Raw genomic sequence first — 25944 nt, 5'->3', positions numbered from 1 at the left:
GTTATTAGTATACATCAAACAAACAGATATTGTCATCTATTCTTAGAGCCATTTTCATAATGGATTTCCCTGATATTTCTACAATCATAGAATATACATAAATCACCGCTAACATACAAAATTAAAAGCCCCGTTATAACGGAGCTTTTAAACATTGATTAGCGATTACTTATGTAGTTCACAGCATCACCAACTGTAGAAATCTTTTCAGCATCATCGTCAGAAATTTCCATATCAAACTCATCTTCTAATTCCATAACAAGTTCAACTACATCAAGAGAGTCAGCCCCTAAATCATCTTTGAAAGAAGCCTCTAAAGTTACTTCTGATTCTTCTACGCCAAGACGATCTACAACGATTTTTGTTACACGCTCTAATACATCTGCCATTTATTTCACCTCCCCTCAAATGCATTATAGAGTATTTTAACGAAATAATAAATGAGAACTTTATCTGATGTTTATTCTCTTACTATTTCGCATTTTTCCCTTTGTTTAGGAAAGATTACATATACATTCCACCATCAATATGCAATGTTTGCCCTGTGATATAGCTGCTCTCATCAGAAGCTAAAAAGACAACAGCATTAGCAATATCTTCTGGTTTACCAAATTGACCTAACGGAATTTGCGTAAGCATGCCATTTTTCACTTCTTCTGTCAATTTATCCGTCATATCTGTTGTAATAAATCCAGGAGCAATCGCATTTACCGTAATATTACGCTGAGCAAGTTCTTTCGCAGTTGTTTTTGTAAAACCAATCACACCTGCTTTTGCTGCAACATAATTGGCTTGCCCAGGGTTTCCTGTCACACCAACAATGGAGGTGATGTTAATTATTCTGCCTTTTCTTTGCTTCATCATTGGTCTTGTGACTGCTTTCGTGCAGAGGAACACACCTTTAAGATTGGTATTAATAACATCGTCCCACTCTGAATCTTTCATACGCATTAGCAAATTATCTCTTGTAATTCCAGCATTATTCACCAAAATATCCAGACTGCCAAACGCTTCTAACACTTCTTTCATCATCGCATTTACAGCATCACTATCTGATACATCACATTGAATGCTTATTGCTTTTCTTCCTAAAGCTTCGATCTCCTTCACTACTTCATTGGCACGCTCTACACTTCCTGCATAGTTAACAACAACGTCTGCACCTTGCTTTGCTAACTCAAGTGCAATCGATTTGCCAATTCCTCGAGATGCTCCAGTGACAACAGCAACTTTACCAGCTAATTTCACTTAAATATCCCCCTTTAATTCTTCTGCAACTTTACTACTTGTTTCTATATCATTTACAGCATATACTTTTGCTTTTCGATCAATTTTCTTGATTAAACCGGAAAGAACTTTACCAGGTCCAATTTCAATAAATGTATCTACCCCTAAATCAAGCATGTTGCGAACGGAATCTTCCCAAAGGACAGATGAATACAATTGCTCCACCAGCTTTGTTTTTATTTCTGCGTGATCTTGAATTGGAGCTGCCGTTACATTAGCAATGACAGGAATTTTTGCATCTGTTAATTGCAATCCATCTAATACAGATGCAAATTTTTCCGCTGCTGGTTTCATTAACTCAGAATGGAAGGGACCACTTACTTCCAGAGGAATTGCACGCTTTGCACCTGCTTCCTTCGCTCTTTCTCCCGCTAATTCAACACCCTTTGTTGTTCCTGAGATTACAATTTGTCCAGGACAATTAAGATTAGCCAACTGTACAGAATTACCTGCATCTGAAATCTCGTGTGTGACCGCAGTTAATTTCTCTCTTTCTAATCCAAGCACAGCGGCCATTGCTCCTTCGCCTGCTGGAACAGCTTCTTGCATATATTCTCCACGCTTGCGAACCGCATATACAGCCTCTTCAAAAGATAGCACACCTGCTGCTACTAACGCTGAATACTCACCTAAGCTATGACCAGCAACAAAATCTGGCTGTATATTAAACTGCTTAAAATGTTCTAAAATGGCGATGCTTGTTGTAAGTAAAGCTGGCTGTGTATTATGGGTAAGCGTAAGCTCTTCCTTTGGTCCATCAAAAATTAAGTCCGTCAAAGAAAAGTTTAATTTTTGATCCGCTTTTTTAAATACATTTGCTGCCGGTTCAAATTGTTCAAATAAATCTTTTCCCATTCCAACTACTTGTGAGCCTTGACCTGGAAAAACAAAAGCGATTTTACTCATTTATTTTTACTCTCCTTTTCTTCCCATTAGAAGTGGAATTCACTATATCTGTCTCTATTTATTCTCCATTGCATCCTTAATTTGAGCGACTACCCCTGATTGCACAAATTCTCTTGTTTGTCTGATTGCACTAAAAACCGCTTGACTATCAGACGAACCATGGGCCTTGATTACAGGGGCATTTAAACCGAATAAGGCAGCTCCGCCATACTCTGAATAATCTAACTTATTTTTAATCTGCTTTAGATTAGGCTTCAAGACGGCAGCAGCCATTTTAGAAGTAAAGCTGCTCATTAACTCGGCCTTAATCATTTTAAACATAGACATCGCTGTTCCCTCAACCGTTTTTAAAATCATATTTCCTGTAAAACCGTCTGTCACAGCAACATCACATACTCCTTCAAGCAAATCACGTGCTTCCACATTTCCGATAAAATGAATATTGGTATTTTGGAGAAGTTCAAAGGTTTTCTTTGTTAACTCATTTCCCTTTTTCTCTTCTGTTCCAATGTTCAATAAGCCGACTCTTGGTTTAGCAACTCCTCTTACTTTTTCAGAATAGATGCTCCCCATCATGGCATATTGAACTAAGTTTTCTGGCTTAGCGTCTACATTCGCACCAACATCAAGTAAAAGGAATCCTTCTCCACCAATCGTCGGCAAGGTTGGTGCTAATGCTGGGCGGTCAATCCCCTCCATTCTACCAACAACGAATAATCCAGTTGCCATTAAGGCACCTGTATTTCCTGCTGATATGAACGCATCTGCTCTTCCCTCTTTTACTTCTGTAGCACCAAGGACCATACTAGCTGTTTTTTTCCTGCGTACTGCTCTTACTGGTTCATCTGTTGCTAAAATTTGCTCTTCTGTATGTAAAATGTTGATTCGTTCTTTATTGGTTAGAGAAGCTTGAATCTGTTTTTCGTCCCCAACAAGAAGTATCTCTAGGTCTGAAAAAGTTTCAATTGCTTTTTGGGCACCAATAACTATTTCCTTTGGGGCATTGTCTCCCCCCATTGCATCCATTGCAATTTTCATCATATTGATTACTCCTTTATCTTTTGGCACGGTACATGTCAAATTCACCTTTAAAAACTAATTCTGTGTTCACATAACTATTCACTTCTACTGTTGTTCTGCCAGTTATACTATCTATATGCTTTACTTTTGCTTTAGCAATAATTCGTTCACCTAATTTAACCGATCTCGTAAAATGAATACTGGCTTTTGCCGTTAGTGCTAGTTCATCGTTAATTAGGGCTACCGCAAGAGAATTCGCTTGTGCAAAGAGATGATGACCCCTTGCAATACCATTTCTTTTAAAAACATGCTCTTCTTTCACTTCAAAGATAGATATAGCTGAACTATCTAATTCCATATCGATTATTTCACCAATGACTTCTTCGATAGGCAATGCTTTCACTTCGTCTTCAAGTGATTGTTTGGCGACATTTTTAATGCGCTCTCTAAGCTCTGGAATGGATAGTTCTAACCGATCTAGTCTTATCGTCTGTACACTAACAGAGAATTTTTCCGCCAATTCCTCGTCTGTAATAAATGGAGTTTCCTTGATTGTCTCCACTAAAAGCTCTTGACGTTCTCTTTTGTTCCTCTTCATTTATTCACACCACCGCATTATTAAGACTAGGTACTAATAGTAGTATATAATTTATACAATGGGATTGCAAGCCGAAGTTTTGTTCTCCGCTAGTGAATAAAAACATAAACCTCAGCCTGAATTCCCTACCCTATCTTTTCCAGCTGTACGATAAGGGGCTATACTATTCTTATGTTATCTGCGGTTATTCAAGCTACTTTATGATTCCTAAACTCTCTCTATAAAAAAGATGTCAACATACTTAAACTTGTTATTTACTAGAAAATATATTGTGATTAATCTAGCTTTTCTCCGTTAAGGACTCCTGTTTCTTCGAGAGAATCTCTTAGCGCTTTGTAGTCGTCATTTTGCCAGAATGCAGTTGACTCGATTAGGATAGCAGCGTCATTTCTTGCTGTTTCCAAGATGCGATAATCGTGTATCATATCACCCATTTTGAATTCAGGTAGACCACTTTGTTTTTTCCCAAAGAAATCTCCTGGTCCTCTTAATTCTAGATCCTTCTCACTTAACACGAACCCATCGCTTGTTTCCGTCATAATTTTCATTCGTTCTTTGCCAACATCTGTTTTCGGATCTGCGATTAATACACAGTAAGACTGGGCATCCCCTCGCCCTACTCTCCCTCTTAGCTGATGAAGCTGCGATAACCCAAATCGTTCTGCATCATATACGAGCATAAATGTCGCATTTGGTACATTAACTCCAACTTCAACAACCGTTGTACTTACAAGCACTTGGATCTCATTCTGACTGAACTGTTTCATCATATTATCTTTCTCTTCTGGATGCAGTTTTCCATGCATAAGCCCTACATTGTATCTGCCTTGGAAAAAGGTAGATAACATCGCATGCACGTCGATCGCATTTTGAACATCCAGTTTTTCGGACTCCTCGATTAACGGACAAATTACATAAGCTTGTCTTCCTTGCTGGAGTTCTTTTTCCATAAACTGCAGGATTCTTGTTAACATATCATGCTTTACCCAATATGTTTCGATGTTTTTTCGCCCTGCTGGCATTTCATCGATAATACTGACATCCATCTCACCAAATACCGTGATGGCAAGCGTTCGTGGAATTGGGGTCGCAGTCATAAACAGAACATCTGGATTTTCCCCCTTCTCCCGCAGTACTCTTCTTTGTTCCACACCAAAGCGGTGCTGTTCATCTGTAATGACTAATCCTAATGATTTGAATACTACATCATCTTGGATTAATGCATGTGTCCCTATTAAAATATCGATTTTCCCTTCTTTTAGTTGGGCTAGTAATTCTTTTCTTTTTTTACCTTTAACAGAGCTTGTTAACAAACCACATGTTACGCCAAATTCTAAAAAAATATGATGCAGCGAATCTGCGTGCTGCTCTGCCAGGATTTCTGTCGGTGCCATTAGCGCACCTTGGTTGCCTGAAAGGATCGAAGCATATAACACAATCGCAGCAACAATTGTTTTCCCTGATCCTACATCCCCTTGCAGTAAACGATTCATTCGCACATCTGCTTTCATATCTGTGAGAATTTCGTTTACTACCCTTTTTTGAGCATTTGTCAACGGAAAAGGAAGCTCCTTAATGAAAGTGGTTAGTTTTTCAAGGGAATATTGCTGGCTTTTGCCACCAGAATGTTCTCTTTCGTATTTTCTTAAGGCACTCATTTTTAATTGAAACAAAAGAAATTCTTCATACACAAAACGTCTTCTAGCTTGCGTTAGATCCTCTCTCTTTTCAGGAAAATGGATAATCTTGAGTGCTTCCTTTCGAGGCAGCAAACGATACTTCGTTAACATCGAAGGGGGAAAATTCTCTTCGATTAATTCTCCATATTGATTTAAAGCAGAGGATATATATTTACGTAAACTTTTTACGGTCATATTCCCTTTTACAGCATAGACTGGTTCGAATACATACCCCTTTTGATTACTGCCAATTTGCAAATGGTTTGCTGTTATGGTCTGCCGGTGCTGATCCCATTTCCCTGTTACCGTAATCAATTCTTGCACAGCTAATTTACTTTTTAAATAGGGCTGATTAAAAAACACAACCGTAATTAAGTACTGTTCGACTAATAGCTTTATAGTTAATCTAGATTTCTTTCTTCCATAAAAAATAAGGGATGGTTCACTATGAACCTTCCCTTCTACCGTCACTTTTTCTTCATGCTTTATTTCTTCGAGGTTTTTCAGACGATAATCCTCATAGCGATAAGGAAAATATTCTAGCAAATCATTAATCTTATGAATATTCATTTCTTCTAACTGTTTTTTTGTTTCGGGTCCAACCCCTTTTATATGTTCAACGGATAGTTGTAAAGACTCACTCACTTGTTTGCGGCAGCTGCACTACCAAAGATTTCAGCTTCTAACCTGCGACCTGTCGGTGTTGCTGCCAACCCTCCCCGTGCTGTTTCTTTAAGCGCTGTAGGCATTGCCTGACCAATGCGATACATACTATCAATTACTTCATCACAGGGGATACGACTTTTAATACCAGCCAAAGCCATATCAGCAGCAATCATCGCATTCGCTGCACCCATTGCATTTCGTTTTACACAAGGAACTTCCACTAATCCAGCAACTGGATCACAAACAAGACCGAGCATATTCTTTAACGTGATGGCCATAGCATGTGCTGATTGTTCTGGTGTTCCTCCTGCCATTTCTACAATTGCTGCTGCAGCCATTCCGGCAGCCGAGCCAACTTCTGCTTGACATCCCCCTGCCGCACCTGAGATGGAAGCATTATTTGCCACAACAAATCCAAATGCACCAGATGTGAAAAGAAATGCAATCATTTGCTTTCTTGTAGGATTCAGTTTATTTTGTACAGCAAATAACGTACCAGGCACCACTCCTGCTGACCCTGCTGTCGGTGTTGCACATATCATTCCCATAGCGGCATTTACTTCATTTGTTGCAACAGCTTTACTTACCGCATCTAGAATAATCTCTCCGGAAAGAAATTGACCTTTCTTAATATAGTTTTGGAGAAGCACCGCATCTCCACCAGTTAATCCAGAATGGGATACAACTCCCTTTAACCCTCTTTCAACCGCTTGCTCCATTACTTGAAGATTCGTTTCCATTTGACCGATAATTTCTTGTCTTGTTTTTCCTGTTACTTGCATTTCTTGTTCTATCATTATTTCGGAAATCGGTAAACTTCTAGTTGTTGCTATTTCTACCAATTCTGCTACATTACGAAACATATTTACCCCTCCCTTTATTCCACGATTGTTGTAACTTTTTCAATTGAATCTAACTGTTCAAGCTCTTTTAAAATCGCTTCTTCTATATTTTGATCGACCTCAATTGTCATTAAAGCCAGTTTTCCTTTTTCTTTACGACTAACTTCCATATGACCAATATTAATTTCGTGTTTAGCCAATACATTAGCCACTTTCGCAATGGCACCAAATCGGTCATTATGAACAACTAATATTGCAGGATGATGACCAGAAAGCTTTAATTGAAAGCCATTTAACTCGATTATTTCTATTTTCCCGCCGCCAATAGAAATACCAACAAGCTCCATTTCTCCGTCGTCGTCCCCTAAATGAATTTTTGCTGTATTAGGATGTTCCGGGATCGCTTCTTCTATATGAAATTTAACTTGGATTCCATGCTGTTCTGCAATTTCTAAGGATTCTTTAATTCGCTCATCAAAGGTATCAAAATCAAGAATCCCTCCAATTATCGCTACATCTGTTCCATGGCCTTTATATGTTTCGGCAAATGAACCATAAAAATGAATGTTTATCCATTTTGGTTCTCTTTCAAAAAGATTACGCGCCACTCTGCCAATCCTTGCAGCACCAGCTGTATGAGAACTGGATGGACCAATCATGACTGGACCAATAATATCAAAAACGCTTTTAAATTTCATGGATTTGTCTCTCCTTAATGGCCAAAAATGGAATTGATATTTCTTTAACATAATACTGTGTTTAAAATGATTACACTATATAATATCATACTATATTAATATATGGTTCTAATTCTTATTGTTCGATAGAAAATAGCTAATTTAGATTAGGGAAGTATGAAAATTTGAAGGGAATTATGTCGAAAGTTTCCTTCCTGCATAACTTTTGTTACGGTATATTCGTTCCTTTTTTCTTTGACATATATATAGTCATTGACGCTATACGAGGACAGAGGACGTCTCTCTGTTCCCTTTTTCTCTACTTCTCCCGAAAAAGGGAACAAATAACAGACGGACCGCTCCATTCCTTCGACTCTCTATAAAATAAAAAAGGCATGCCTCCATATATACAGGCACACCCTTTTAAAAGTACTATTATTCAATAGAAAAAATAAAAGAATACAGTGGTTGTTTACCGTCATGGACTTCTACTTCCACATCTTCAAAATTGTCTTCAATAAAAGATACAAGCGTTTCAACCTCTTCTTCTGTCGCTTCTTCTCCCTTAATTATCGTCACAATTTCTGTATCCTCATCGATCATTGACTTTAAAAGTTCCATTGCAGATTCTGTTTTATCTTTACTTTTTACAATAATTTTTCCTTCTGCAAGTCCCATAAAGTCGCCTGTTTCAATCGCTAGGCCATCAATACTCGTATCTCTGACTGCATACGTAATCTGGCCGGTTTTCACATGTTCAAGCGCTGCTTTCATATTCTTCTCATTTATTTCTAAATCACTAGAAGGATTAAAAGCGAGTAATGCTGACATTCCTTGTGGAACAGTTTTAGAAGAGATAACCACAACGTCTTGTTCTAATACGTCAGCTGCTTGTTCTGCTGCCATAATAATATTTTTATTATTTGGTAAAATAAAGACCTTTTTCGCATTGATACGTCTCACAGCATTAACAATGTCTTCCGTGCTTGGATTCATTGTTTGACCGCCCTCAATAACATAATGAGCACCGATACTTCTGAAAAGATCTGCAATTCCGCTTCCCATCGAAACTGTTACAACCCCATACTCTTTTTGTTCTTCCACAGAATGAGTATTGTTTACTTCCTCTTTTTCAGCTGCATCCACTAAGCTACTATGCTGTTCACGCATATTTTCAATCTTCATTTTTACCAAATTACCGTATTTTTGTCCAAATGTTAATACTTCACCAGGCTGATTGGAGTGAATATGAATTTTCACAATTTCATCATCCGCAATAACAAGTAATGAATCTCCATATTTACTTAACGCTTGTCTGAAGTCATCTTCTGAAAACGGCTTATTTCCTAACTTTTCTTGTTCTAAACGAACCATAAATTCTGTACAATAGCCGAATTCAATATCTTCTGTATTGATATAACTGTGAACACTTTTATGATGTTCAGCATTTACCAATTCATTCATGGAAACAACATTTTGCACGGCGTCTGGAAGTTTTTCACCCTTTAGCTCCGCAAGAAACCCTTCATATACAAATACTAGTCCTTGCCCACCACTATCAACAACGCCTACTTCTTTTAACACAGGCAGTAGTTCAGGTGTTCTGTTTAACGAAGCTTTTGCTTCTTTTACTGTATCCTCCATGATAACAATGATATCATCATTTTTTTCGGCAGATTGAACCGCTTTCTTTGCAGCATCTTTTGCAACTGTAAGAATCGTCCCTTCTACAGGTTTCATTACTGCTTTATATGCTGTTTCCACACCGAATTGTAAAGCATTAGCAAATTCTTTTCCAGTTATTGTCTCTTTTTGCTCAATATGTTTGGAAAATCCTCGAAACAATTGGGAAAGAATAACCCCTGAATTCCCTCTGGCTCCCATTAATAAACCTCGCGATAATGAGGTTCCAACTTTACCGATATGTGATTGAATATTCTTTTGAACTTCCTTTGCACCTGAAGTCATCGATAAATTCATATTCGTTCCTGTATCTCCATCTGGCACTGGAAAAACATTTAACGCATCTACATATTTAGCATTAGAGGACAAATGGTTTGCTCCTTGGATTACCATTTCGGCAAATCGCTTTCCTTCTAAAACTGTAATTGACACTGTGTTTCCTCCTCTACTACGGGTTCGTCACACGAACTCCCTGAACGTAAATATTAACCGAGTCAACGGCAAGTCCAACTGTCTTATTGAGTGTGTATTTTACTTTCGATTGAACATTGTGCGCAACCTCGGAGATTTTCGTTCCGTAACTTACAATGATATACATATCAATATGTACTTCTTCTTCAACTTTTCGAACGATTACACCACGTGTAAAGTTTTCTTTTCGCAAAATATCTGTTAAACCGTCTTTAATTTGATTTTTCGACGCCATTCCAACGATACCGTAGCAGTCTACTGCTGCCCCACCTGCGATTGTAGCGATAACTTCTGTAGATATATCAATTTGTCCGAAATTCGTTCTTAGTTCAATGGACATGAGTTTTCCCCCTTTGGAATTGCTCCTTGACTACTGACATTTTACTATAATCAAAACGTTTTTGAAAGCTATAGTTAAAAAGCTTATTATTATTATATAACAAAATAACCCTTCTATTAAAGCATTGGGATAAATTCAGAAAACACCTACTTGTTTTACTATTCCCATAAAGTCTTGAGATAAACGGATTTGTTTAATAAGGAAAGACATGTCAAGGAAATTTTCTTGAAAGCTTTTCATCCAACTATTGCATTCATTTAAGTTGTATGATAAATTATTAAGGTATCTGTAACGAGGATTATTTAGCAGACTATAAGTAAATTGCTATCTATGACTTTTCAAACTCATTTTAATGAGTTTCTGTAATAAGGAGGGAAATATACATGCCACGTAAATGTGTTATCACTGGAAGAAAAACAACTACAGGTAATGCTCGTTCCCATGCAATGAACGCTAACAAACGTACTTGGGGAGCTAACCTTCAAAAGGTTCGTATTTTAGTAGACGGTAAACCTAAACGTGTTTGGGTTTCTGCTAGAGCATTAAGATCTGGTAAAGTAGAACGTGTTTAATCAGATCGCAATAAAAAAGGACATGTTACATGTCCTTTTTTATTTTGTCTCCAAACTACAATAGGCAAGTCGTATAAGTACCGTAAGTCCTTGAAATTTCCCGCCAATATCGCGAATGGTTGTCTTTACTAAAAAAATTCGCAGAATCCGTTGTTAATCCTTTTTAAAGGTCCCCAACATCGCCCGGACAAGTCCTCCTAAAAATTTCGGCAATTTAATGGTATAAAATCTCATGAATACTGTCCCTCCTTAATCAATAAACATCGCTAGCACTCACATTTCCTATTAAGATAAAAATTATTAGTACCATCATTTATCAGATTTTAATCACAACTTCTTATTACCATTAATATGCCTTCTTCAAAGGAAAAAGTACCAGTTTCTCGAATTAGTTCATTACTAATACACAATGTGCTGCTAGCAGGAAGATTTCTCCTTACTAAAGGGTATTTAAAACCTTCTAAAGATAGACCTACAATCTTTGTACTATATGGGAAAAATGAAATATATTTATATTCCTCCAGTTTTTTTACCGTATAAGCTCCTGCTTGTACAACAGATACGCTGTTTTGTTTATCGATTATTTCTAGTTGAATATGCTTATTGTCTAACGCTTCTCGTAGTAATAGCTGAAGATTTGCGATTGTGTGATCGAGTCTTCCCCCTGTCGCACCAAATAACCGAATAGTCGTTGCACCTTCTTTAATAGCCCATAAAAGAGCAAGTTCCATGTCTGTTTCATCTTTTTCTGGTTTAAAACGTTTAATAATCCCTGTTTTTTCCTCCATCGCATGCAGTTCTGTTTCCGAAATAGAATCAAAATCACCAAAAGCAGCATAAATCGGCAAGGATCTTTCGATTAAATACATAACACCTCTATCCACACCTATCCAGCAAATATCTTTTGAATAGTTATCTAAATTAGGAATATACTGCTTTGGTCCTCCAGCCATAATATGAACAATCATATTTCTCCTCCTCTTATTACTTTTCTATACAAAAATACAGATCCTTTTTTATATGCCTTTGTCTTCTTTATCTACTTTGATTACTAATCAATCCAGATAAATAGTCCAAACGGCTATATAGAAAGAATCTGCTTTAAGGCTGTAAATACAAAATAAGTAAAAGTCTATTGAGATGTGATTTCCAAGAATTCAATCGTTTTTAGGTGTATATGCTCGGTCTTCTCATCTCTGCCCAAGCTCCCAAAATGGAATATAGAATTCTCTCCTAATCAGAAAAAACTAATACTTCGGTTTTCGATCTCTAATTTCTTGTAAGAAATCTTTATAGTGCTCATAACGATAAGTTGGAATTTCATTATTTTCTACCGCTTCTTTCACTGCACATTTTGGTTCTGAAAGATGTAGACAGCCCCTAAACTTACAGTTTTCGCTTGTTTTTTCTATTTCAGGAAAACAATAATTCAAATCTTCTCCTTCAATTTCTAGAAACTCCAGTGAACTAAAGCCAGGTGTATCTGCAACAAGTCCATCTCCAATTGAGATAAGCTCTACATGTCTTGTTGTATGCTTTCCTCTTCCTAAACTGGAGGAGATTTCATTTGTCTTTAAGTCTAAATCAGGTCTAATTACATTTAACAAAGAAGACTTTCCTACTCCCGATTGTCCGGCAAATACCGATATTTTATCCTTTAAATAAGGCAGCAGCTGTCCTATACCCGTTTCGGTTTCAGAAGAGGTTAAAATGACAGGATACCCCACAGCTTCATATTGTGCTGCGTACTCCTTCATCTTTTCAACCACCTCACTACTTGCTAAATCCATTTTTGTCATACAGATTACCGGATCAATTCTATTGTATTCAATTAATACTAGAAAACGATCTAATAATGCAGTACTAAAATCAGGTTCCACACTAGAAAAGACAAGAATTGCTTGATCCACATTGGCAATCGGTGGTCTAACTAATTCATTTTTTCTTTCTTTTACTTCTAGAATGTAGCCATCTGTTGTGTTCTCTGCCTGAAAAACGACTTCATCACCTACTAAAGGAGTTATCTTATTTTTTCGAAAAACGCCTCGACCGCGACACTGTATTAATTGCCCCTCACTTAATACATAATAAAATCCACTTAACGCTTTAATAATTTTGCCTTTAGGCATAAATATAACGCTCCTTACTTACTTCAACTCGCTTATAAAAGTTCTTGCGTGTCTCTAAAAACTATTAAAAAAACGACAGCTTATTAGAAACTAGCTACTTAAAAAGCATTCCCTTTCTTGCTTAATTCAAACCAATTACTAGTTAGGATAAGGAACCTCTTCATCAATAATGACCACACTGTCAATCTGCACTCGATAATATCCTTTTTGCCCTTCAGGAATTTGCAGATAGATTGTCTTTTTAGTATTTTCGGTAATCTTAAATGTTTCAGCTGGTTCTGTCATACTATTATTAAAATCACCAATATATATTCTTACTGTTTGTTCGACCGGCTTCCCATCAGCAGTCATTTCCGTCGGTTCATATGGAATAGATATTTCTTTCATTACTTCTTTCGGTTGGACTTCTTTTTTTCCTTTAGAAAGAACAACAGTAATTTCTGCTCCTTTTTTCAAATTAGTACGAGCTTCAGGCGTTTGAGAAATGACTAGACCTTTTTCCACTGTGTCACTATATTCTTCCTTAAAAGTTACCGTTAAACCAACATCGTCCACATAGTCATTTACTTCTTTTTTCGTATAATCCGATAAATCCTTGACACTAATCAATTGTGCACCTTTACTAATTGTAAATTCTAATGATGTTTCACTTGGTACTACTTCCTCTTTTGGCTTAATATTTTGTTCTAATATTGTTCCTGGTTCACTATCATCAAATACTTCGATAGGCTCAATATCTTTAAAATCGAATCCTTCTGATTCTAATAGTTTCACCACATCATCATATTTTCTTCCTACATAATCACTGAGAACGACCGTCTCTTTTCCAAGACTTTCATAAATAGTAATTTCTGTCCCTTCTCTTCGCGCGCTGCCTGCACTAGGACTTGTTTTAATAACATGACCTTTTTCCACATCATCACTATTTAAGGTAATAGTATCAGACACTACGAAGCCTTTTTCTTCGAGCGTTGTCTTTGCTTTATCTAATTCTAAACCAGCGACATCAGGAACAACTATATCTTCTGGTGCAAGTAAATCTGGCAGAAGAAATAATACTAGTCCCATTATTAATAGCAAGGCGAGAAAGGTTGAAATAATAATCGCAGCAATTTTCTTTCCCTTTTTCTTAGCTTTCTTCTTTTTCTCTTTCTTTTCTTTCTTTTTTGGAGATTCCTTTACCAAGGTTTTTCCTTGATCTTCTTTTTCATTTGTATGAATAATCGTCTCATCAAAATTTTTATATAAACCATCATTTGTAATAACCGGAATTGCTTTTGTTGCTTCGTCATCAACTGGTATTGCAAACTTGGGTTCATCTAGTCTCTCTAAATTTAAAGCTGTTTGCAAATCCTCTGACATTTCTTCCATACTATTATACCGATAAAAAGGATCTTTCGCAGTAGCTTTTAAGACGATATTCTCCACACTTTGCGGGATCGCTTCATTCCATCTTCTAACACTAGGAGTTTCAGACTGCAAATGCTTTAAAGCAATCGAAACAGCTGATTCACCAGAAAAAGGCAATCTCCCTGTTAATAATTCAAACATTACAATCCCAAGAGAGTAAATATCAGATTTTTTATTCGCCATTCCACCACGAGCTTGTTCTGGTGATAAATAATGAACAGAGCCTAGCACAGAATTTGTTTGCGTGATGCTTGTCGCACTTAACGCCATCGCAATTCCAAAATCGGTTACTTTTACTTTTCCTTCTTTATCTATTAAAATATTATGCGGTTTTATATCGCGATGGATTATATTATTTTGATGTGCATGTGCGATTGCTGATGTTATTTGTTGCATAATTGCGATAACTGTCTCTACAGAAAGTGGTGAGTTTTTATGTATGTATTGTTTCAGTGTATCGCCTTCCACATATTCCATAACAATATAATAGATGTCCCCTTCTTCTCCTACATCATATATATTGACGACATTCGGATGAGCTAAGCTTGTAGCAGATTGCGCCTCGCGATGAAATCGTTTAATAAACTCCTCATCATTGACATAATCGAGTCTTAGCATCTTCACTGCTACATCTCGATCTAAAATCATGTCATGCGCAAGGTAGACGTTTGCCATTCCACCTCCGCCAATCATCTCTAAGACTTTATAACGGCCACTTATTCTTTTTCCAATCATCATTGCCCTTCACCTGCTTGATGACCATCCCCATACTCCAAAATAACGACCGTAATATTATCTTCTCCGCCATTTATATTGGCAGTTTCGATTAAAGTAGAAGCCTTTTCTTCTAATGTAATCTCTTTTTCAAGAATCTCTTTTATTTGTTGATCCGTTACTTTGTTCGATAGTCCATCAGAACAAATAAATATGATGTCGCCTTCTTCAAATATAATGGTCATCACATCAATATTTAACTGAGCATCTGTTCCAAGCGCTCTCAAAACAACATTTTTTCTGGGATGATGCTCTGCATCTTCTTTCGAAATTTGGCCCATGCGAACTAATTCATTTACTAAGGAATGATCTTCTGTAATTTGTTTAAAGCCATCTTCGTTATAAAGATAGCACCGACTGTCTCCCACATGAGCAATCGTCGCAAAATTTTCCGTACTGATTACCCCTATAATAGTAGTACCCATGCCTTCACATTCTGGATGGGTGGAAGCATAATCGAAAACATATTGATTGACCTCTAAAATATTGGATTCCAACCAGTTTTCTGCCTCATCTGCTGTTTTAATTTCCTCAACCATTGTCCAAAGTTCTGTCAGTTTCTCAACAGTGAGTGAGCTTGCAACGTCACCTGCACGGTGTCCACCCATGCCATCAGCTACGATGGCAAGGCGTTGACCGCTTTTATTTCTAATAATTGCTCCACTATCCTCATTATGTTGTCTAACTTTCCCCTTATCAGTCATAAAAATTTGACTCAAAGGTGATCACCTCGTCTCTTCTTTTCTCTCCTTCGCACGAAGCTGTCCACATGCAGCATCGATATCTGAACCTTGCTCACGACGGATTGTTACATTTACTCCATGTTTCTTTAACGTTTTTTCAAATAAAAAGATTTGATCCTTCGGTGTTCTTACATAATCTCTTTCTGGTACATAGTTAACAGGAATTAAGTTTACGTGACACTTGATTCCTTTCACAAGCTCAGCTAACTCTTCCGCATGCTCAACTTGATCATTTACGTTCCCAAACAAACCATACTCAAAACTTACACGTCTACCTGTTTTATCCACATAGTAGCGGATAGCTTCAATTAAATCAGGTAATTTATACGCTCTGTTAATTGGCATTAGTCTGCTTCTTAACTCTGTGTTTGGCGCGTGCAGGGAAACCGCGAAATTAATTTGCATATTTTGATCCGCAAATTCATAAATTCTCGGGATAATCCCACTGGTTGACACAGTGATATGTCTTGCTCCAATATTTAATGCTTGTTCATGGTTAATAATTTTGAGGAAACTTAACATACTAGTAAAGTTATCAAATGGTTCCCCAATTCCCATAATAACAACTGAACTTACACGTTCGCCTAATTCATCTAATGCCTGTTGTACTTTTACGACTTGTGCAACGATTTCTCCTGCTTCTAAGTTTCTTTTTAATCCACCTAATGTAGAAGCACAGAAAGTACAGCCGATTCGACAGCCAACTTGGGTTGTTACACAAACAGAATTACCATAATCATGGCGCATTAAAACTGTTTCAATGGAATATCCATCATGTAATTCAAATAAAAATTTAATAGTCCCATCATTTGATGTTTGCTGAATAAGCGTATTTAATGTTGTAATCGTAAAATTTTCCTGAAGCATTAAACGTAAATTTTTCGATAAGTTAGACATGTCTTCAAAAGAGGTTACTCTCTTTTTATATAGCCATTCAAAAATTTGATCCGCACGAAACGCCTTTTCATTATGCGCTGTCAGCCAATCCTTTAGTGCTTGCAATTCCATTGAGTATATCGAGGGAATAGTTGGTTCTGCTTTTTGTCTTCTTCTTGATGATGTTTTTACTTGTTCCATCATTGCACCTTCTTTCTTAATGCTGCAATATAAAAGCCATCTGAGCCAAAATATTGCGGTAATATCTGTAATTCATTTCCTTCTGCGTAATTCTTTACATCTTGAGGCAGACGATCTGCCAATGTACTATCTCTCTCAAACTGCGTATTGGCAGCTAAGAATTTCTCCACCACTTCTTCATTCTCTGCTTTATCAATGGTACAGGTACTATATACTAATATTCCACCTTTTTTTAAAAGCAGGGAAACAGATGCTAGTAAATCCAACTGAATTTTCTGCAGCCGATCGACATCTGCTTCTGTTTTTGTATATTTCATATCTGGCTTTCTTCTCATTACGCCAAACCCTGAACATGGTGCATCTAACAGAATTCGATCAAAGCTTTCTTGCTCCAAGCTTTTGTCCAGCTTTCTTGAATCCATTGCCTTCGTTTCAATCGTTGGTAAATTTAAGCGGTCTGCATTTTGCTTAATCAGCTTTACTTTATGGTCATGAAGGTCAATAGAAAGGATGTTGCCGTCCTTATTCATCTTCTCTGCAATATGAGTAGATTTACCACCTGGAGCTGCACAAGCATCCAATACGGAATAAGGTTTGTCTAAATCTAGTGCATAAGCAACAATCATCGAGCTTTCATCTTGAATCGTCAGCAGCCCTTTTTCATAAGCAGATGAATGAGCGATATTTCCCTTTAAAACTTTAATCCCTTCTGGAATTACCTCACTTGCTTCTACTTGAAATCCTTCTTCTGTTAAAAGTTCTATACATTCCGTTACAGAAACCTTTGTTGTATTAACCCTTGCAGTTTGCATCGGTGCTGTTAGATTAATTTCGCACATTTTTTTCGCTTCTTCTACACCAAGCTGCTCGACCCATCTTTTTACAAGCCAAGTTGGATGACTTGTTTCAATGGAAAGTCGTTCTATTTCATCTTGAATCTCATGAAAGGATGGCAAGCCTTGTCTTTGCATATTTCTTAGTACAGCATTTACAAAGCCGCTTATTCCTTTATGACCCCTTTTTTTAGCAATTTCTACTGCTTCATTTATGGCAGCATGATCGGGAATACGATCTAAATAAACAATTTGATAGACAGTCATCTGCAGAAGAATATAAACCCACTCTTCTATTTTCTTTCCTTTATTGAGGAAAGGACGTAGATAAAATTCAAGGGTCATTTTTCGTTGCAGCGTTCCATAAACAATTTCTGTTAACAAACCGATATCTTTAGATGGAATCTCATTTTTCTTAATCGTCGTATTTAGCAATAAGTTACTATACGCTTGATTTTTTTGAATAGCTTCCAAAATATCTAATGCTGCTTCTCGCACATTTTTTTTAGTTTTCTTCATTCGTAACTCCTAATATCTCATTTACTTGCATTTTACTGCCAGCCCCACGTAAGAATTCGCTGATGTCCATTTTCTTCTTGCCCGCTGGTTGTACTTCTGTTAATTGAATGTATGTGTCATTACCTGTTGCGACAATTGGACCTTGATCTGTTATGTCGACAATCGTTCCAGGAGCGGCATCTTTCTTTTTCGCCACTTTCTTCCCCGCCCATACTTTCATCACCTTTCCTTGATAAAGAGTGAAAGCTACTGGCCAAGGATTTAGTCCACGTATTTTATTGTAAATTTCTTCTCCAGAAACAGTCCAGTCAATTTGTTCGTCCGAACGCTTCAGATTTGGCGCAAACGTCGCCTCCTCATCATTTTGCGGAATTGGTGTAATTTCTCCTGCTAACAGTTTAGGCAAAGTTTCCGCTAATAAATCACTTCCGACACGACTTAATTTATCATGCAGTGTCCCTACTGTATCTTCTTCTTCAATTTCCACTTCCGCAACTGAAATAATATCACCAGCATCCAACTTCTCCGCCATATACATAATCGTAATACCGGTTTTTTCTTTTCCTTGTAAAATACTGTAATGAATTGGAGCTCCTCCTCTTAATTCAGGAAGCAAGGACGCATGAACATTCACACAGCCGAATTTTGGTGCATCTAATAGCTCTTTTGGCAAAATTTGACCGAACGCAGCAGTCACAATAATATCCGGGTTCAAAGAGATAATAGCTTTCAGCTCGTCTGATTGACGAATCTTCTCTGGTTGATAGACAGGGATATCATGTTTTAGAGCTTCTACCTTTACTGGCGGCGGGGTTAACACCTTTTTTCTGCCCACAGGACGATCAGGCTGTGTCACAACCGCAATTACTTCATACTTTTCTTCTAATAATCTTTGTAATACAGGAACAGAGAAATCCGGGGTTCCCATAAACACTACTTTAGTCATTTGCTTCCACTCCTTCTAGCTCATCTTCCTCTAGATAGCGAATTACCTTTGATGTAAATAGCACTCCATCTAAATGATCCATTTCATGTAAAATTGCTCGTGCTAAATATTCTTCTGCTTCTATTATATATTTTTTTCCTTTTCTATTTTGCGCCTCTACTGTAATAGACAATGGTCTTTCGACATCTCCGAATAATCCCGGGAAACTTAAACATCCTTCGGGACCAACTTGAGAGCCATTTACTTCTAATAATTTGGGATTAATTAATTCCAGTGTACCCATATCATCATCAATATCTACTACAGCAATGCGTTTCGATATACCGATTTGTGGAGCAGCTAGTCCTACTCCGTCAAATTCAATCATTGTATCATACATATCGTTTAATAACTTTGCTAATTTTTTATCAAAGACTGTAACTTCCGCGCATGGTATTTCTAACACCGGATCCGGGTACATTACAATTTGTTTTACTGCCACATTATTTCCTCCAAACGTTAAGAGAGATAGTCGATTAAAGGTTTGCTAGTATTAATCGAAGACAGTCTTGCCATTATTGTTCAGACAAACAGCCTATGCTAAAACTCATTCCTTTTTGTATTTTATCAAACCCTGCTACTAAATAGCTATGTATTCCTTTTGGAAATTAATTCGTTCGTTACTATTTTTTTGAGCGGACAAAATAAAAACCCATGTCAGGAAACTCAGGATAACTTGAAACCATCCATCATTTTCGCTGTCATGAGCCTTGAACATTTTAACATATTACTGTTGATAAGTATAGTTTGGAACAAATTAGTTTTTAAACATGACTACATTTAAACCAGCAACAACCAGCATTAGAAAATAACCATTAGCTAATAGCTAAATGAGAGATTGTTGGTCTTTACAGATTATCTAGTTAGTTTATGCCTCCATTAGCCACCTTCCCTTTAATCGCCAATCGCTCGGGAAAGAAGAGATTATTCAGTTCATTAATCTTGGATAAATCGCATTTTGGAATCCGATTATACGTTAAAATCCCATTAATTTCTTGTTCAACATCTGTCAGCTGCGTATAGCAATAGCCCCATAATCCCTTTGATTGAAAGATTGCTTCCATGATTTTGCGGTATTCTGTTATATAATCTTCTGCGTTCTCCACAGAAGTGTAGCCCCAACCGCTTTGTTCGCCGATTTTAAAGGCGATGCCTCCGAATTCTGTTAACAGGATTGGTTCTCCTTGGTGGGAGTGGTTTTCTGCATACACTTCCCATTTACTATGTGAATGTGTAAGTAAATTATCAACTGTAGATATGGACTCTTTAAAGTATTGATACTTCGCTTTTTCATCGGCATTTCCATGACCGTAGTTATGAATCGCACAGATATCTGTAACGGTTGCTTCCCAGCCATCATTTGAGATAACCAGACGTGTACCATCAATAGCATGGAGCATGTGATACATGGTTGTAGAGAAATGCTGTTGTTTTTTATCATGATGAATATCCGGAATACCCCAGCTTTCATTTAAGGGAACCCAAGTAACGATAGAAGGGTGATTATAGTCACGATCGACTATTTCCATCCATTCCTTCATTAATCTTGTCGCCGCTTCTTTTGTATAAACAGGAGCAGATGCACATTCTCCCCATACTAGAAAACCTAATGTATCTGCATAATACATGAAGAGAGGATCTTCTGTTTTTTGATGCTTTCTACAGCCATTGAATCCCATTTCTTTCGCTAATTCTATATCCTTTTTATAATCTTCTGCTTTCGGCGCCGTTAAAAGCCCCTCTGGCCAATAACCTTGATCAAGAACCAGCTTTTGATAATATGGTTTATTGTTTAAATAAACCATACCATTTTCTGTATGAACTTTTCGATAGCCGAAATAAGATTGTACTTTATCTAAAACGATTCCTTTTTCATCACAAAGTTCGATAGATACGTTAAATAAATTTGGGTGTTCCGGTGACCAAGTATAGCCGCTATCGTGAAAATTTGTGCGAAAGATTTTATTTTGGATAATATCAACCGCACGTTTTTCCGCAAGATTATTCATTTTAATTCGATCTTCCGCAATTAAAATATTCTTAAAACTTATTTTGTATTTCACATAATAATTCGCTTTTGATATTTCTGCTTCTTTATTTAAATCAAAATCCATCCAGACGACACCGCGGTCTAGATCAGGAGTAAATCGAACTTTTTCCAGATAATCATTATTTACTTGTTCCACCCAGACCGTCTGCCAAATCCCTGTAGAATTCGTATACCAAATCGCCCTTGGTTCTTCTTCCCAGAACTGCTTCCCTCGTGGAATGGTTTCATCTTTGATAGGATCATAGACTTTAACAGTAATACTTTGGTTTTCGTCTAATAAATAATTCGAAATATCAAATGAGAATGAAGTATGCCCGCCTTCATGGTCTCCCACAAATTTTCCGTTCACGTATACCTTGCAATAGTAATCTACTGCACCAAAATGCAAGATCGTTCGTTTATCTGCGTATTTAGGAATCACTACTTCTTTCTTATACCATACATATTCATGAATGGTTCTTTCCCCAATTCCACTTAACTTAGATTGGTAAACAAAAGGTACTTGTATTTCTTTATCCAGTGTTTCTTTATTAAAATATTGCTCTTGTTCACCAACATTCTTATCATCAAACTGAAATTGCCAAGTTCCATTTAAGTTAATCCACTGGTCACGTACGAACTGCGGACGGGGATATTCTTGTCTCGTCATCGTATACACTCCTATGATTATAATCTTCGGGTATTTACTTGTCTTACTCTCTCTACAGAAACTTTTGGCTTCCGATCGATTGTAAGTAAGCCATTTACTTCTTGTTGGACATCGGTTAGTTGTGTATAACAATAACCACATACGTATTCTAAATCCTGAACTGCATGGTGGATGTCTTCAAAACGTTTAAAGAACGCTTCTTCATCCTTCACTTGATTCCCATAGCCCCAACCTTCCTCTGTTTGGAAAGCGATTCCGCCAAACTCTGAAATAACTATTGGCTGTCCTTTATACGGATAACCATCTGCAAAAGCATAAAAACCTTTATTGAACTGGATGCCATTTGACATTAACTTGTCGCTGTCTTTATATCTACTTGCAAGCAACGCTCCATATTCCTCATAGTCATGAAGGGTGATAATATCGGAAATAGTATGTTCCCAGCCATCATTTGTGATAACAGGGCGATTACGATCATACGCTTTAGTTAAATGATAGATACTTTCCGTAAAAGCTTGTTGCTGCTTATCATGATGGATATCGCCAATGCCCCACGATTCATTAAATGGCACCCATGTAATCACACTCGGATGGTTGTAATTTTGCTTCACAATTTCCAGCCATTCATGGGTAAAATTGCGGACTGCTTTGTCACTAAAGCCATACGTTGAACCAACTTCCAGCCAGACAAGAAGCCCTTTCTTATCTGCTAAATATAAAAATCTGCTGTCTTCTACTTTTTGGTGCTTACGAACTCCGTTATATCCCAACTCTAATATTTTATCGATATCTTCTTCCAACGCCGCAACACTTGGTGGTGTTAAATCTGATTCTTCCCAGTAGCCTTGATCCAAAATTAAGCGTTGATATAACTCTCTATTATTAAGAAGAATTCTATTTCCTTCAATAGATATCTTGCGCATACCAAAATAAGAGTGAATTTCATCCAGTAATTCATCATGGTGGTACAATTTAAGCGTCAAATCATATAATTTAGGGCTTTCTGGACTCCATACTTTCATTGTCCATGGATCCAGTCTTTCTAATACACTTCCAGTAAGGGACGCTGCATTATCAATTATATTAGCTGTTAATTCATTGATTACTTTATCGTCAAATTGGATGGATGCCACTATTTTATAGCCATCTGCCGTTAGCGGAATTCCTTTTGTTTCTACTTCAATCGCTACTTGTTGGGCATCAAATAATGGTGTAATTTTCGCATGATTTAAGTGAAACTCATTTACATATTCCAACCAAACGGATTTCCATATTCCTGTTGTCTGAACATACCAGCAGCCAAAATTCTCATCATGCCAGCGCTGTTTTCCTCTTGGTTGTGCACAATCCTTTGAATCTTTGACTTTAATAGTTAGTTTATTCTCTCCAGTTGTTACAAAGTCAGTTACATCCACAGAAAAACCATGGTAACCTCCTTGATGGATCGTGGCAAGATTCCCATTTACATAGATAAAAGCCTCATAATCTACTCCTTCAAAATGGACAATTGGATGCTTCTTTGTATCATCGATTACGATTGTTCTTTCATACCATACTGTTTCATGATGTTCTTGCTGATTGACGCCGCTCGCTTTCGTCTCATAAGTAAACGGCACATTGATTGTTTGGCTTTCTGGAAAAGAGTCATACCATCTCTCTTTGTCTCCCACTTTTTTATCATCAAACGCAAATTTCCATTTTCCATCTAAAGAAACCCATTCCACTCTGTGAAACTGAGGATTTGGATGCAATACATTCATTAATTTATACCTCCGACTCGTTTATTTATTGTCCTATTTATTTTTCGAATAGATTTATTTTTTGCTAAAACTAAAATACCCGCTGACATACATAAAACTAGACTGATAATATCCATGATGATATAGGATAGTGCTCCACATACAAACAGCCATACGGCAACCTTTACATGAACTTGATCATCTATCATATATTTCTTGGCACAGACTAAATTTATTAATCCTAGACCAATTAATAAAGCCCCAAACATACCAATGAATATATAGATACTTCCAACATAAGATTCCATCGCTTTTATATAGACAAAAGCCGAGTCCTCCACAAGCTTAGCACCTTCTACCTTTTTTACTGTTCCATATAGCAGGATCGTAATAAGTCCATCAACGATTTGCCAAACGCCTACTATTCTAACTAAATTTCTTTCTAGTTTTCTATTCATTATCCTTTCACTCCAGCTGATAAGGACATTGATTCTAAGAAATATTTCTGTGCGAATAGGTACAGGATAAAGGTGGGAATTATCGCAACCAATGCGCCTGCCATTAATAAGGTTGGCTGTGCTTGATACATCCCTTGCAATAGCTGCAGCCCCGGTGTGATCGGCATTTTTTCTATATCATTAAAAACAATTGATGGCCATAAAAAGTCATTCCATGATCCTGTAAAGGAAAATAAGGCAACAACAAGGAGAACCGGTTTGATCAAAGGCAAAATTACCTTACCTAAAATTTGAAAATCACTTGCCCCATCCATACGAGCTGCTTCATCAAATTCGAGAGGAATATTATTCATAAATTGTCTAACTAGAAAAATATTGAATACACCTGCTGCGCCTGGAACAATCATCGCAATCGGAGAATTTACCCAACCAAGAATATCGATGATTTTATAGAGAGGAATAAGATTTACTACACCAGGAAACATCATCGTTGCCATTAAAAAGGCAAACAAACCATTTTTCCCTCTAAAATTCAATCTACTAAAAGCGAAGGCTGATAATGTCACCACAATTAATACTAATAATGTGTGTGACACAGAAATAACAACTGAATTTGTAAACCAACGAACCAATGGTGTACTTGTATTATCAACTAATAAAGTCGTGTAATTTGTCAGTACCCATTCAATGGGAAGAAATTTAAAGCCTACTGTTTGTAGTTCTATCTCTGATTTAAAGGAGGTTACAACTCCCCATAATAAAGGAATAATCCAAATCACAGCCATGATAAGCAAAAAGGCAAACCCGATTATTTTAGGTAGTGGATTGATTCTTTTACTGCTCATACTCTTCCTCCTTTAATTAATTCTTCTTCTCTCTCAAGAAAAAGAATTGTAATGATGCAACAACCATTATACAAAGTCCAAGAATAACAGCCATCGCCGACGAGATCCCCGCAATTGATTGACCTGAACCAAAGGCATTTTGCTGAATATCCATTAATAACACCCTTGTTGAATCTGTTGGACCGCCACCTGTTAACATCAACGGCTGTCCATAAACATTAAATTGAGCAATGGTTGTAATAACAACCGTATATAGAATTTGACCTCTAATGCTCGGAAGGGTAATTTTCATAAACTTCTGAAAAGGAGATGCGCCATCAATATCTGCCGCTTCATAATAATCTTTCGGAATACCATTCAATGCCGCTTGGTAAATGATCATATTTCCTCCAATCGTCCACCAAACTGTTACTGCTACCAATGCAATCCATGCATATGGCTGAGTACCAGTCCAAACGGTTTCCAGATTGAAAATATTATTAATTGGACCATATGTTACATTAAACATAAGCCCCCAAATAATGATGACAGCAGAAATTGCAAACAATGATGGTAAATAGAATAAAGACTGAAATACTTTCCATAGAACTGGTTTTGTGTTCAAAGCTGCTGCAAGAAGCAGAGGTACAATAATACAAAATGGGACAGTAAATAGAACAAATAAAAAGGTATTTTTCAACCCATTATGAAGTTGTTCATAAAAGACGGAGTCTGGTTGAAGTAATAATTCTTTGTAATTATCCAATCCAACAAAAATTGGCGAACTAATTAAATCCCATTCTGTAAAAGAAATATAAATTCCAAAAAAGATTGGAATAAGAAAAAACACTCCAAAAATGATCAAATGAGGGGCTAAAAATAGCCATGGTGCAAAGGATGTACTTCTGGAGTTTTTTAATTTCATTTGTTTTACATTTTTCGTAGCGGGAACAGTTTCCATACGCCCTACTTCCTTTCCTCTCGCTTCTATTAGAATAAGATTTTAATCTTAT

Annotated in this window: 25 protein-coding genes; 1 reads left to right on the top strand and 24 read right to left on the bottom strand. The window is 37.0% G+C overall.

Annotated features, from left to right (window positions below; genetic code table 11):
* Positions 1 to 158 precede the first annotated feature (158 nt).
* The 10 genes from NX902_RS09640 to NX902_RS09595 form a co-directional block, all read right to left on the bottom strand.
* Positions 159 to 389 (bottom strand): acyl carrier protein, encoded by a 231-nt coding sequence (locus NX902_RS09640; protein WP_016201082.1) that lies wholly within the window; start codon positions 387 to 389, stop codon positions 159 to 161.
* A gap of 115 nt (positions 390 to 504) precedes the next feature.
* Entirely contained in the window at positions 505 to 1248 is a 744-nt protein-coding gene (gene fabG, locus NX902_RS09635) for a 3-oxoacyl-[acyl-carrier-protein] reductase (RefSeq protein ID WP_123257441.1), read from the bottom strand.
* On the bottom strand, positions 1249 to 2193 hold the full coding sequence (gene fabD / locus NX902_RS09630) for an ACP S-malonyltransferase (RefSeq protein WP_163184957.1): 945 nt from the start codon (positions 2191 to 2193) through the stop codon (positions 1249 to 1251). It lies immediately after the preceding gene.
* A gap of 54 nt (positions 2194 to 2247) precedes the next feature.
* Positions 2248 to 3231 carry a phosphate acyltransferase PlsX gene (plsX, locus tag NX902_RS09625; protein WP_095329178.1) on the bottom strand — a complete coding sequence of 328 codons (984 nt, stop codon included), beginning with the start codon at positions 3229 to 3231 and terminating at the stop codon, positions 2248 to 2250.
* Between the two features lie 16 nt (positions 3232 to 3247).
* Entirely contained in the window at positions 3248 to 3811 is a 564-nt protein-coding gene (gene fapR, locus NX902_RS09620; protein ID WP_095329145.1) for a transcription factor FapR, read from the bottom strand.
* A gap of 275 nt (positions 3812 to 4086) precedes the next feature.
* The gene (recG, locus tag NX902_RS09615; RefSeq protein ID WP_163184954.1) at positions 4087 to 6135 is read right to left on the bottom strand and encodes an ATP-dependent DNA helicase RecG; all 2049 of its coding nucleotides are present in this window, start codon (positions 6133 to 6135) and stop codon (positions 4087 to 4089) included.
* Positions 6132 to 7019: an L-serine ammonia-lyase, iron-sulfur-dependent, subunit alpha gene (gene sdaAA, locus NX902_RS09610; protein ID WP_095329143.1), complete on the bottom strand. Its 888-nt coding sequence runs from the start codon at positions 7017 to 7019 to the stop codon at positions 6132 to 6134. Before sdaAA ends, recG begins: the two co-directional genes overlap by 4 nt.
* Positions 7020 to 7033: 14 nt before the next feature.
* Positions 7034 to 7696: an L-serine ammonia-lyase, iron-sulfur-dependent subunit beta gene (gene sdaAB / locus NX902_RS09605; RefSeq protein WP_095329142.1), complete on the bottom strand. Its 663-nt coding sequence runs from the start codon at positions 7694 to 7696 to the stop codon at positions 7034 to 7036.
* A 414-nt stretch (positions 7697 to 8110) separates the two neighbouring features.
* Complete coding sequence (locus NX902_RS09600; protein ID WP_341160698.1) at positions 8111 to 9790, bottom strand: DAK2 domain-containing protein; 1680 nt, start codon at positions 9788 to 9790, stop codon at positions 8111 to 8113.
* 16 nt (positions 9791 to 9806) lie between these two features.
* Entirely contained in the window at positions 9807 to 10169 is a 363-nt protein-coding gene (locus tag NX902_RS09595; RefSeq protein WP_095329140.1) for an Asp23/Gls24 family envelope stress response protein, read from the bottom strand.
* A 383-nt stretch (positions 10170 to 10552) separates the two neighbouring features.
* Here NX902_RS09595 and rpmB point away from each other — a divergent pair, with 383 nt between their 5' ends.
* Positions 10553 to 10741 (top strand): 50S ribosomal protein L28, encoded by a 189-nt coding sequence (gene rpmB / locus NX902_RS09590; RefSeq protein WP_016201071.1) that lies wholly within the window; start codon positions 10553 to 10555, stop codon positions 10739 to 10741.
* 153 nt (positions 10742 to 10894) lie between these two features.
* Here rpmB and spoVM read toward each other — a convergent pair whose 3' ends face one another.
* From spoVM to NX902_RS09520, 14 genes are all read right to left on the bottom strand, one after another.
* A complete protein-coding gene (spoVM, locus tag NX902_RS09585; RefSeq protein WP_016201070.1) occupies positions 10895 to 10975 on the bottom strand; it encodes a stage V sporulation protein SpoVM in 81 nt (26 codons plus the stop codon).
* Positions 10976 to 11064: 89 nt separating this feature from the next.
* Positions 11065 to 11709, bottom strand: a complete 645-nt coding sequence (locus tag NX902_RS09580) for a thiamine diphosphokinase (RefSeq protein ID WP_095329139.1) — start codon at positions 11707 to 11709, stop codon at positions 11065 to 11067.
* A 279-nt stretch (positions 11710 to 11988) separates the two neighbouring features.
* Complete coding sequence (gene rsgA, locus NX902_RS09575; RefSeq protein ID WP_095329138.1) at positions 11989 to 12870, bottom strand: ribosome small subunit-dependent GTPase A; 882 nt, start codon at positions 12868 to 12870, stop codon at positions 11989 to 11991.
* 138 nt (positions 12871 to 13008) lie between these two features.
* On the bottom strand, positions 13009 to 15015 hold the full coding sequence (gene pknB, locus NX902_RS09570; RefSeq protein WP_095329177.1) for a Stk1 family PASTA domain-containing Ser/Thr kinase: 2007 nt from the start codon (positions 15013 to 15015) through the stop codon (positions 13009 to 13011).
* Positions 15015 to 15773 carry a Stp1/IreP family PP2C-type Ser/Thr phosphatase gene (locus NX902_RS09565; protein WP_095329137.1) on the bottom strand — a complete coding sequence of 253 codons (759 nt, stop codon included), beginning with the start codon at positions 15771 to 15773 and terminating at the stop codon, positions 15015 to 15017. Before NX902_RS09565 ends, pknB begins: the two co-directional genes overlap by 1 nt.
* 6 nt (positions 15774 to 15779) lie before the next feature.
* Complete coding sequence (rlmN, locus tag NX902_RS09560; RefSeq protein WP_341160697.1) at positions 15780 to 16877, bottom strand: 23S rRNA (adenine(2503)-C(2))-methyltransferase RlmN; 1098 nt, start codon at positions 16875 to 16877, stop codon at positions 15780 to 15782.
* Positions 16874 to 18226 (bottom strand): 16S rRNA (cytosine(967)-C(5))-methyltransferase RsmB, encoded by a 1353-nt coding sequence (gene rsmB, locus NX902_RS09555; protein ID WP_095329135.1) that lies wholly within the window; start codon positions 18224 to 18226, stop codon positions 16874 to 16876. Before rsmB ends, rlmN begins: the two co-directional genes overlap by 4 nt.
* Positions 18213 to 19172, bottom strand: a complete 960-nt coding sequence (gene fmt, locus NX902_RS09550; RefSeq protein WP_095329134.1) for a methionyl-tRNA formyltransferase — start codon at positions 19170 to 19172, stop codon at positions 18213 to 18215. Before fmt ends, rsmB begins: the two co-directional genes overlap by 14 nt.
* A complete protein-coding gene (def, locus tag NX902_RS09545) occupies positions 19165 to 19653 on the bottom strand; it encodes a peptide deformylase (protein WP_095329133.1) in 489 nt (162 codons plus the stop codon). The genes fmt and def overlap by 8 nt, the downstream gene beginning before the upstream one ends.
* A 421-nt stretch (positions 19654 to 20074) precedes the next feature.
* Positions 20075 to 21910 carry a glycoside hydrolase family 2 protein gene (locus NX902_RS09540; RefSeq protein WP_095329132.1) on the bottom strand — a complete coding sequence of 612 codons (1836 nt, stop codon included), beginning with the start codon at positions 21908 to 21910 and terminating at the stop codon, positions 20075 to 20077.
* 17 nt (positions 21911 to 21927) lie between these two features.
* Positions 21928 to 23670, bottom strand: coding sequence for a glycoside hydrolase family 2 protein (locus tag NX902_RS09535; RefSeq protein ID WP_095329131.1), 1743 nt, complete (start codon positions 23668 to 23670; stop codon positions 21928 to 21930).
* Positions 23670 to 24107, bottom strand: coding sequence for a hypothetical protein (locus tag NX902_RS09530; protein WP_095329130.1), 438 nt, complete (start codon positions 24105 to 24107; stop codon positions 23670 to 23672). Before NX902_RS09530 ends, NX902_RS09535 begins: the two co-directional genes overlap by 1 nt.
* Positions 24107 to 24952 (bottom strand): carbohydrate ABC transporter permease, encoded by an 846-nt coding sequence (locus NX902_RS09525; RefSeq protein ID WP_095329129.1) that lies wholly within the window; start codon positions 24950 to 24952, stop codon positions 24107 to 24109. The genes NX902_RS09530 and NX902_RS09525 overlap by 1 nt, the downstream gene beginning before the upstream one ends.
* Before the next feature lie 16 nt (positions 24953 to 24968).
* On the bottom strand, positions 24969 to 25892 hold the full coding sequence (locus NX902_RS09520; protein WP_328587979.1) for a carbohydrate ABC transporter permease: 924 nt from the start codon (positions 25890 to 25892) through the stop codon (positions 24969 to 24971).
* Positions 25893 to 25944 lie beyond the last annotated feature (52 nt).

It is taken from the genome of Niallia sp. FSL W8-0954 (assembly GCF_038005605.1).
GTDB classification, from domain to species: Bacteria; Bacillota; Bacilli; order Bacillales; family Cytobacillaceae; genus Niallia; species Niallia circulans_A.
This window is presented reverse-complemented; position numbering and strand designations above follow the sequence as displayed.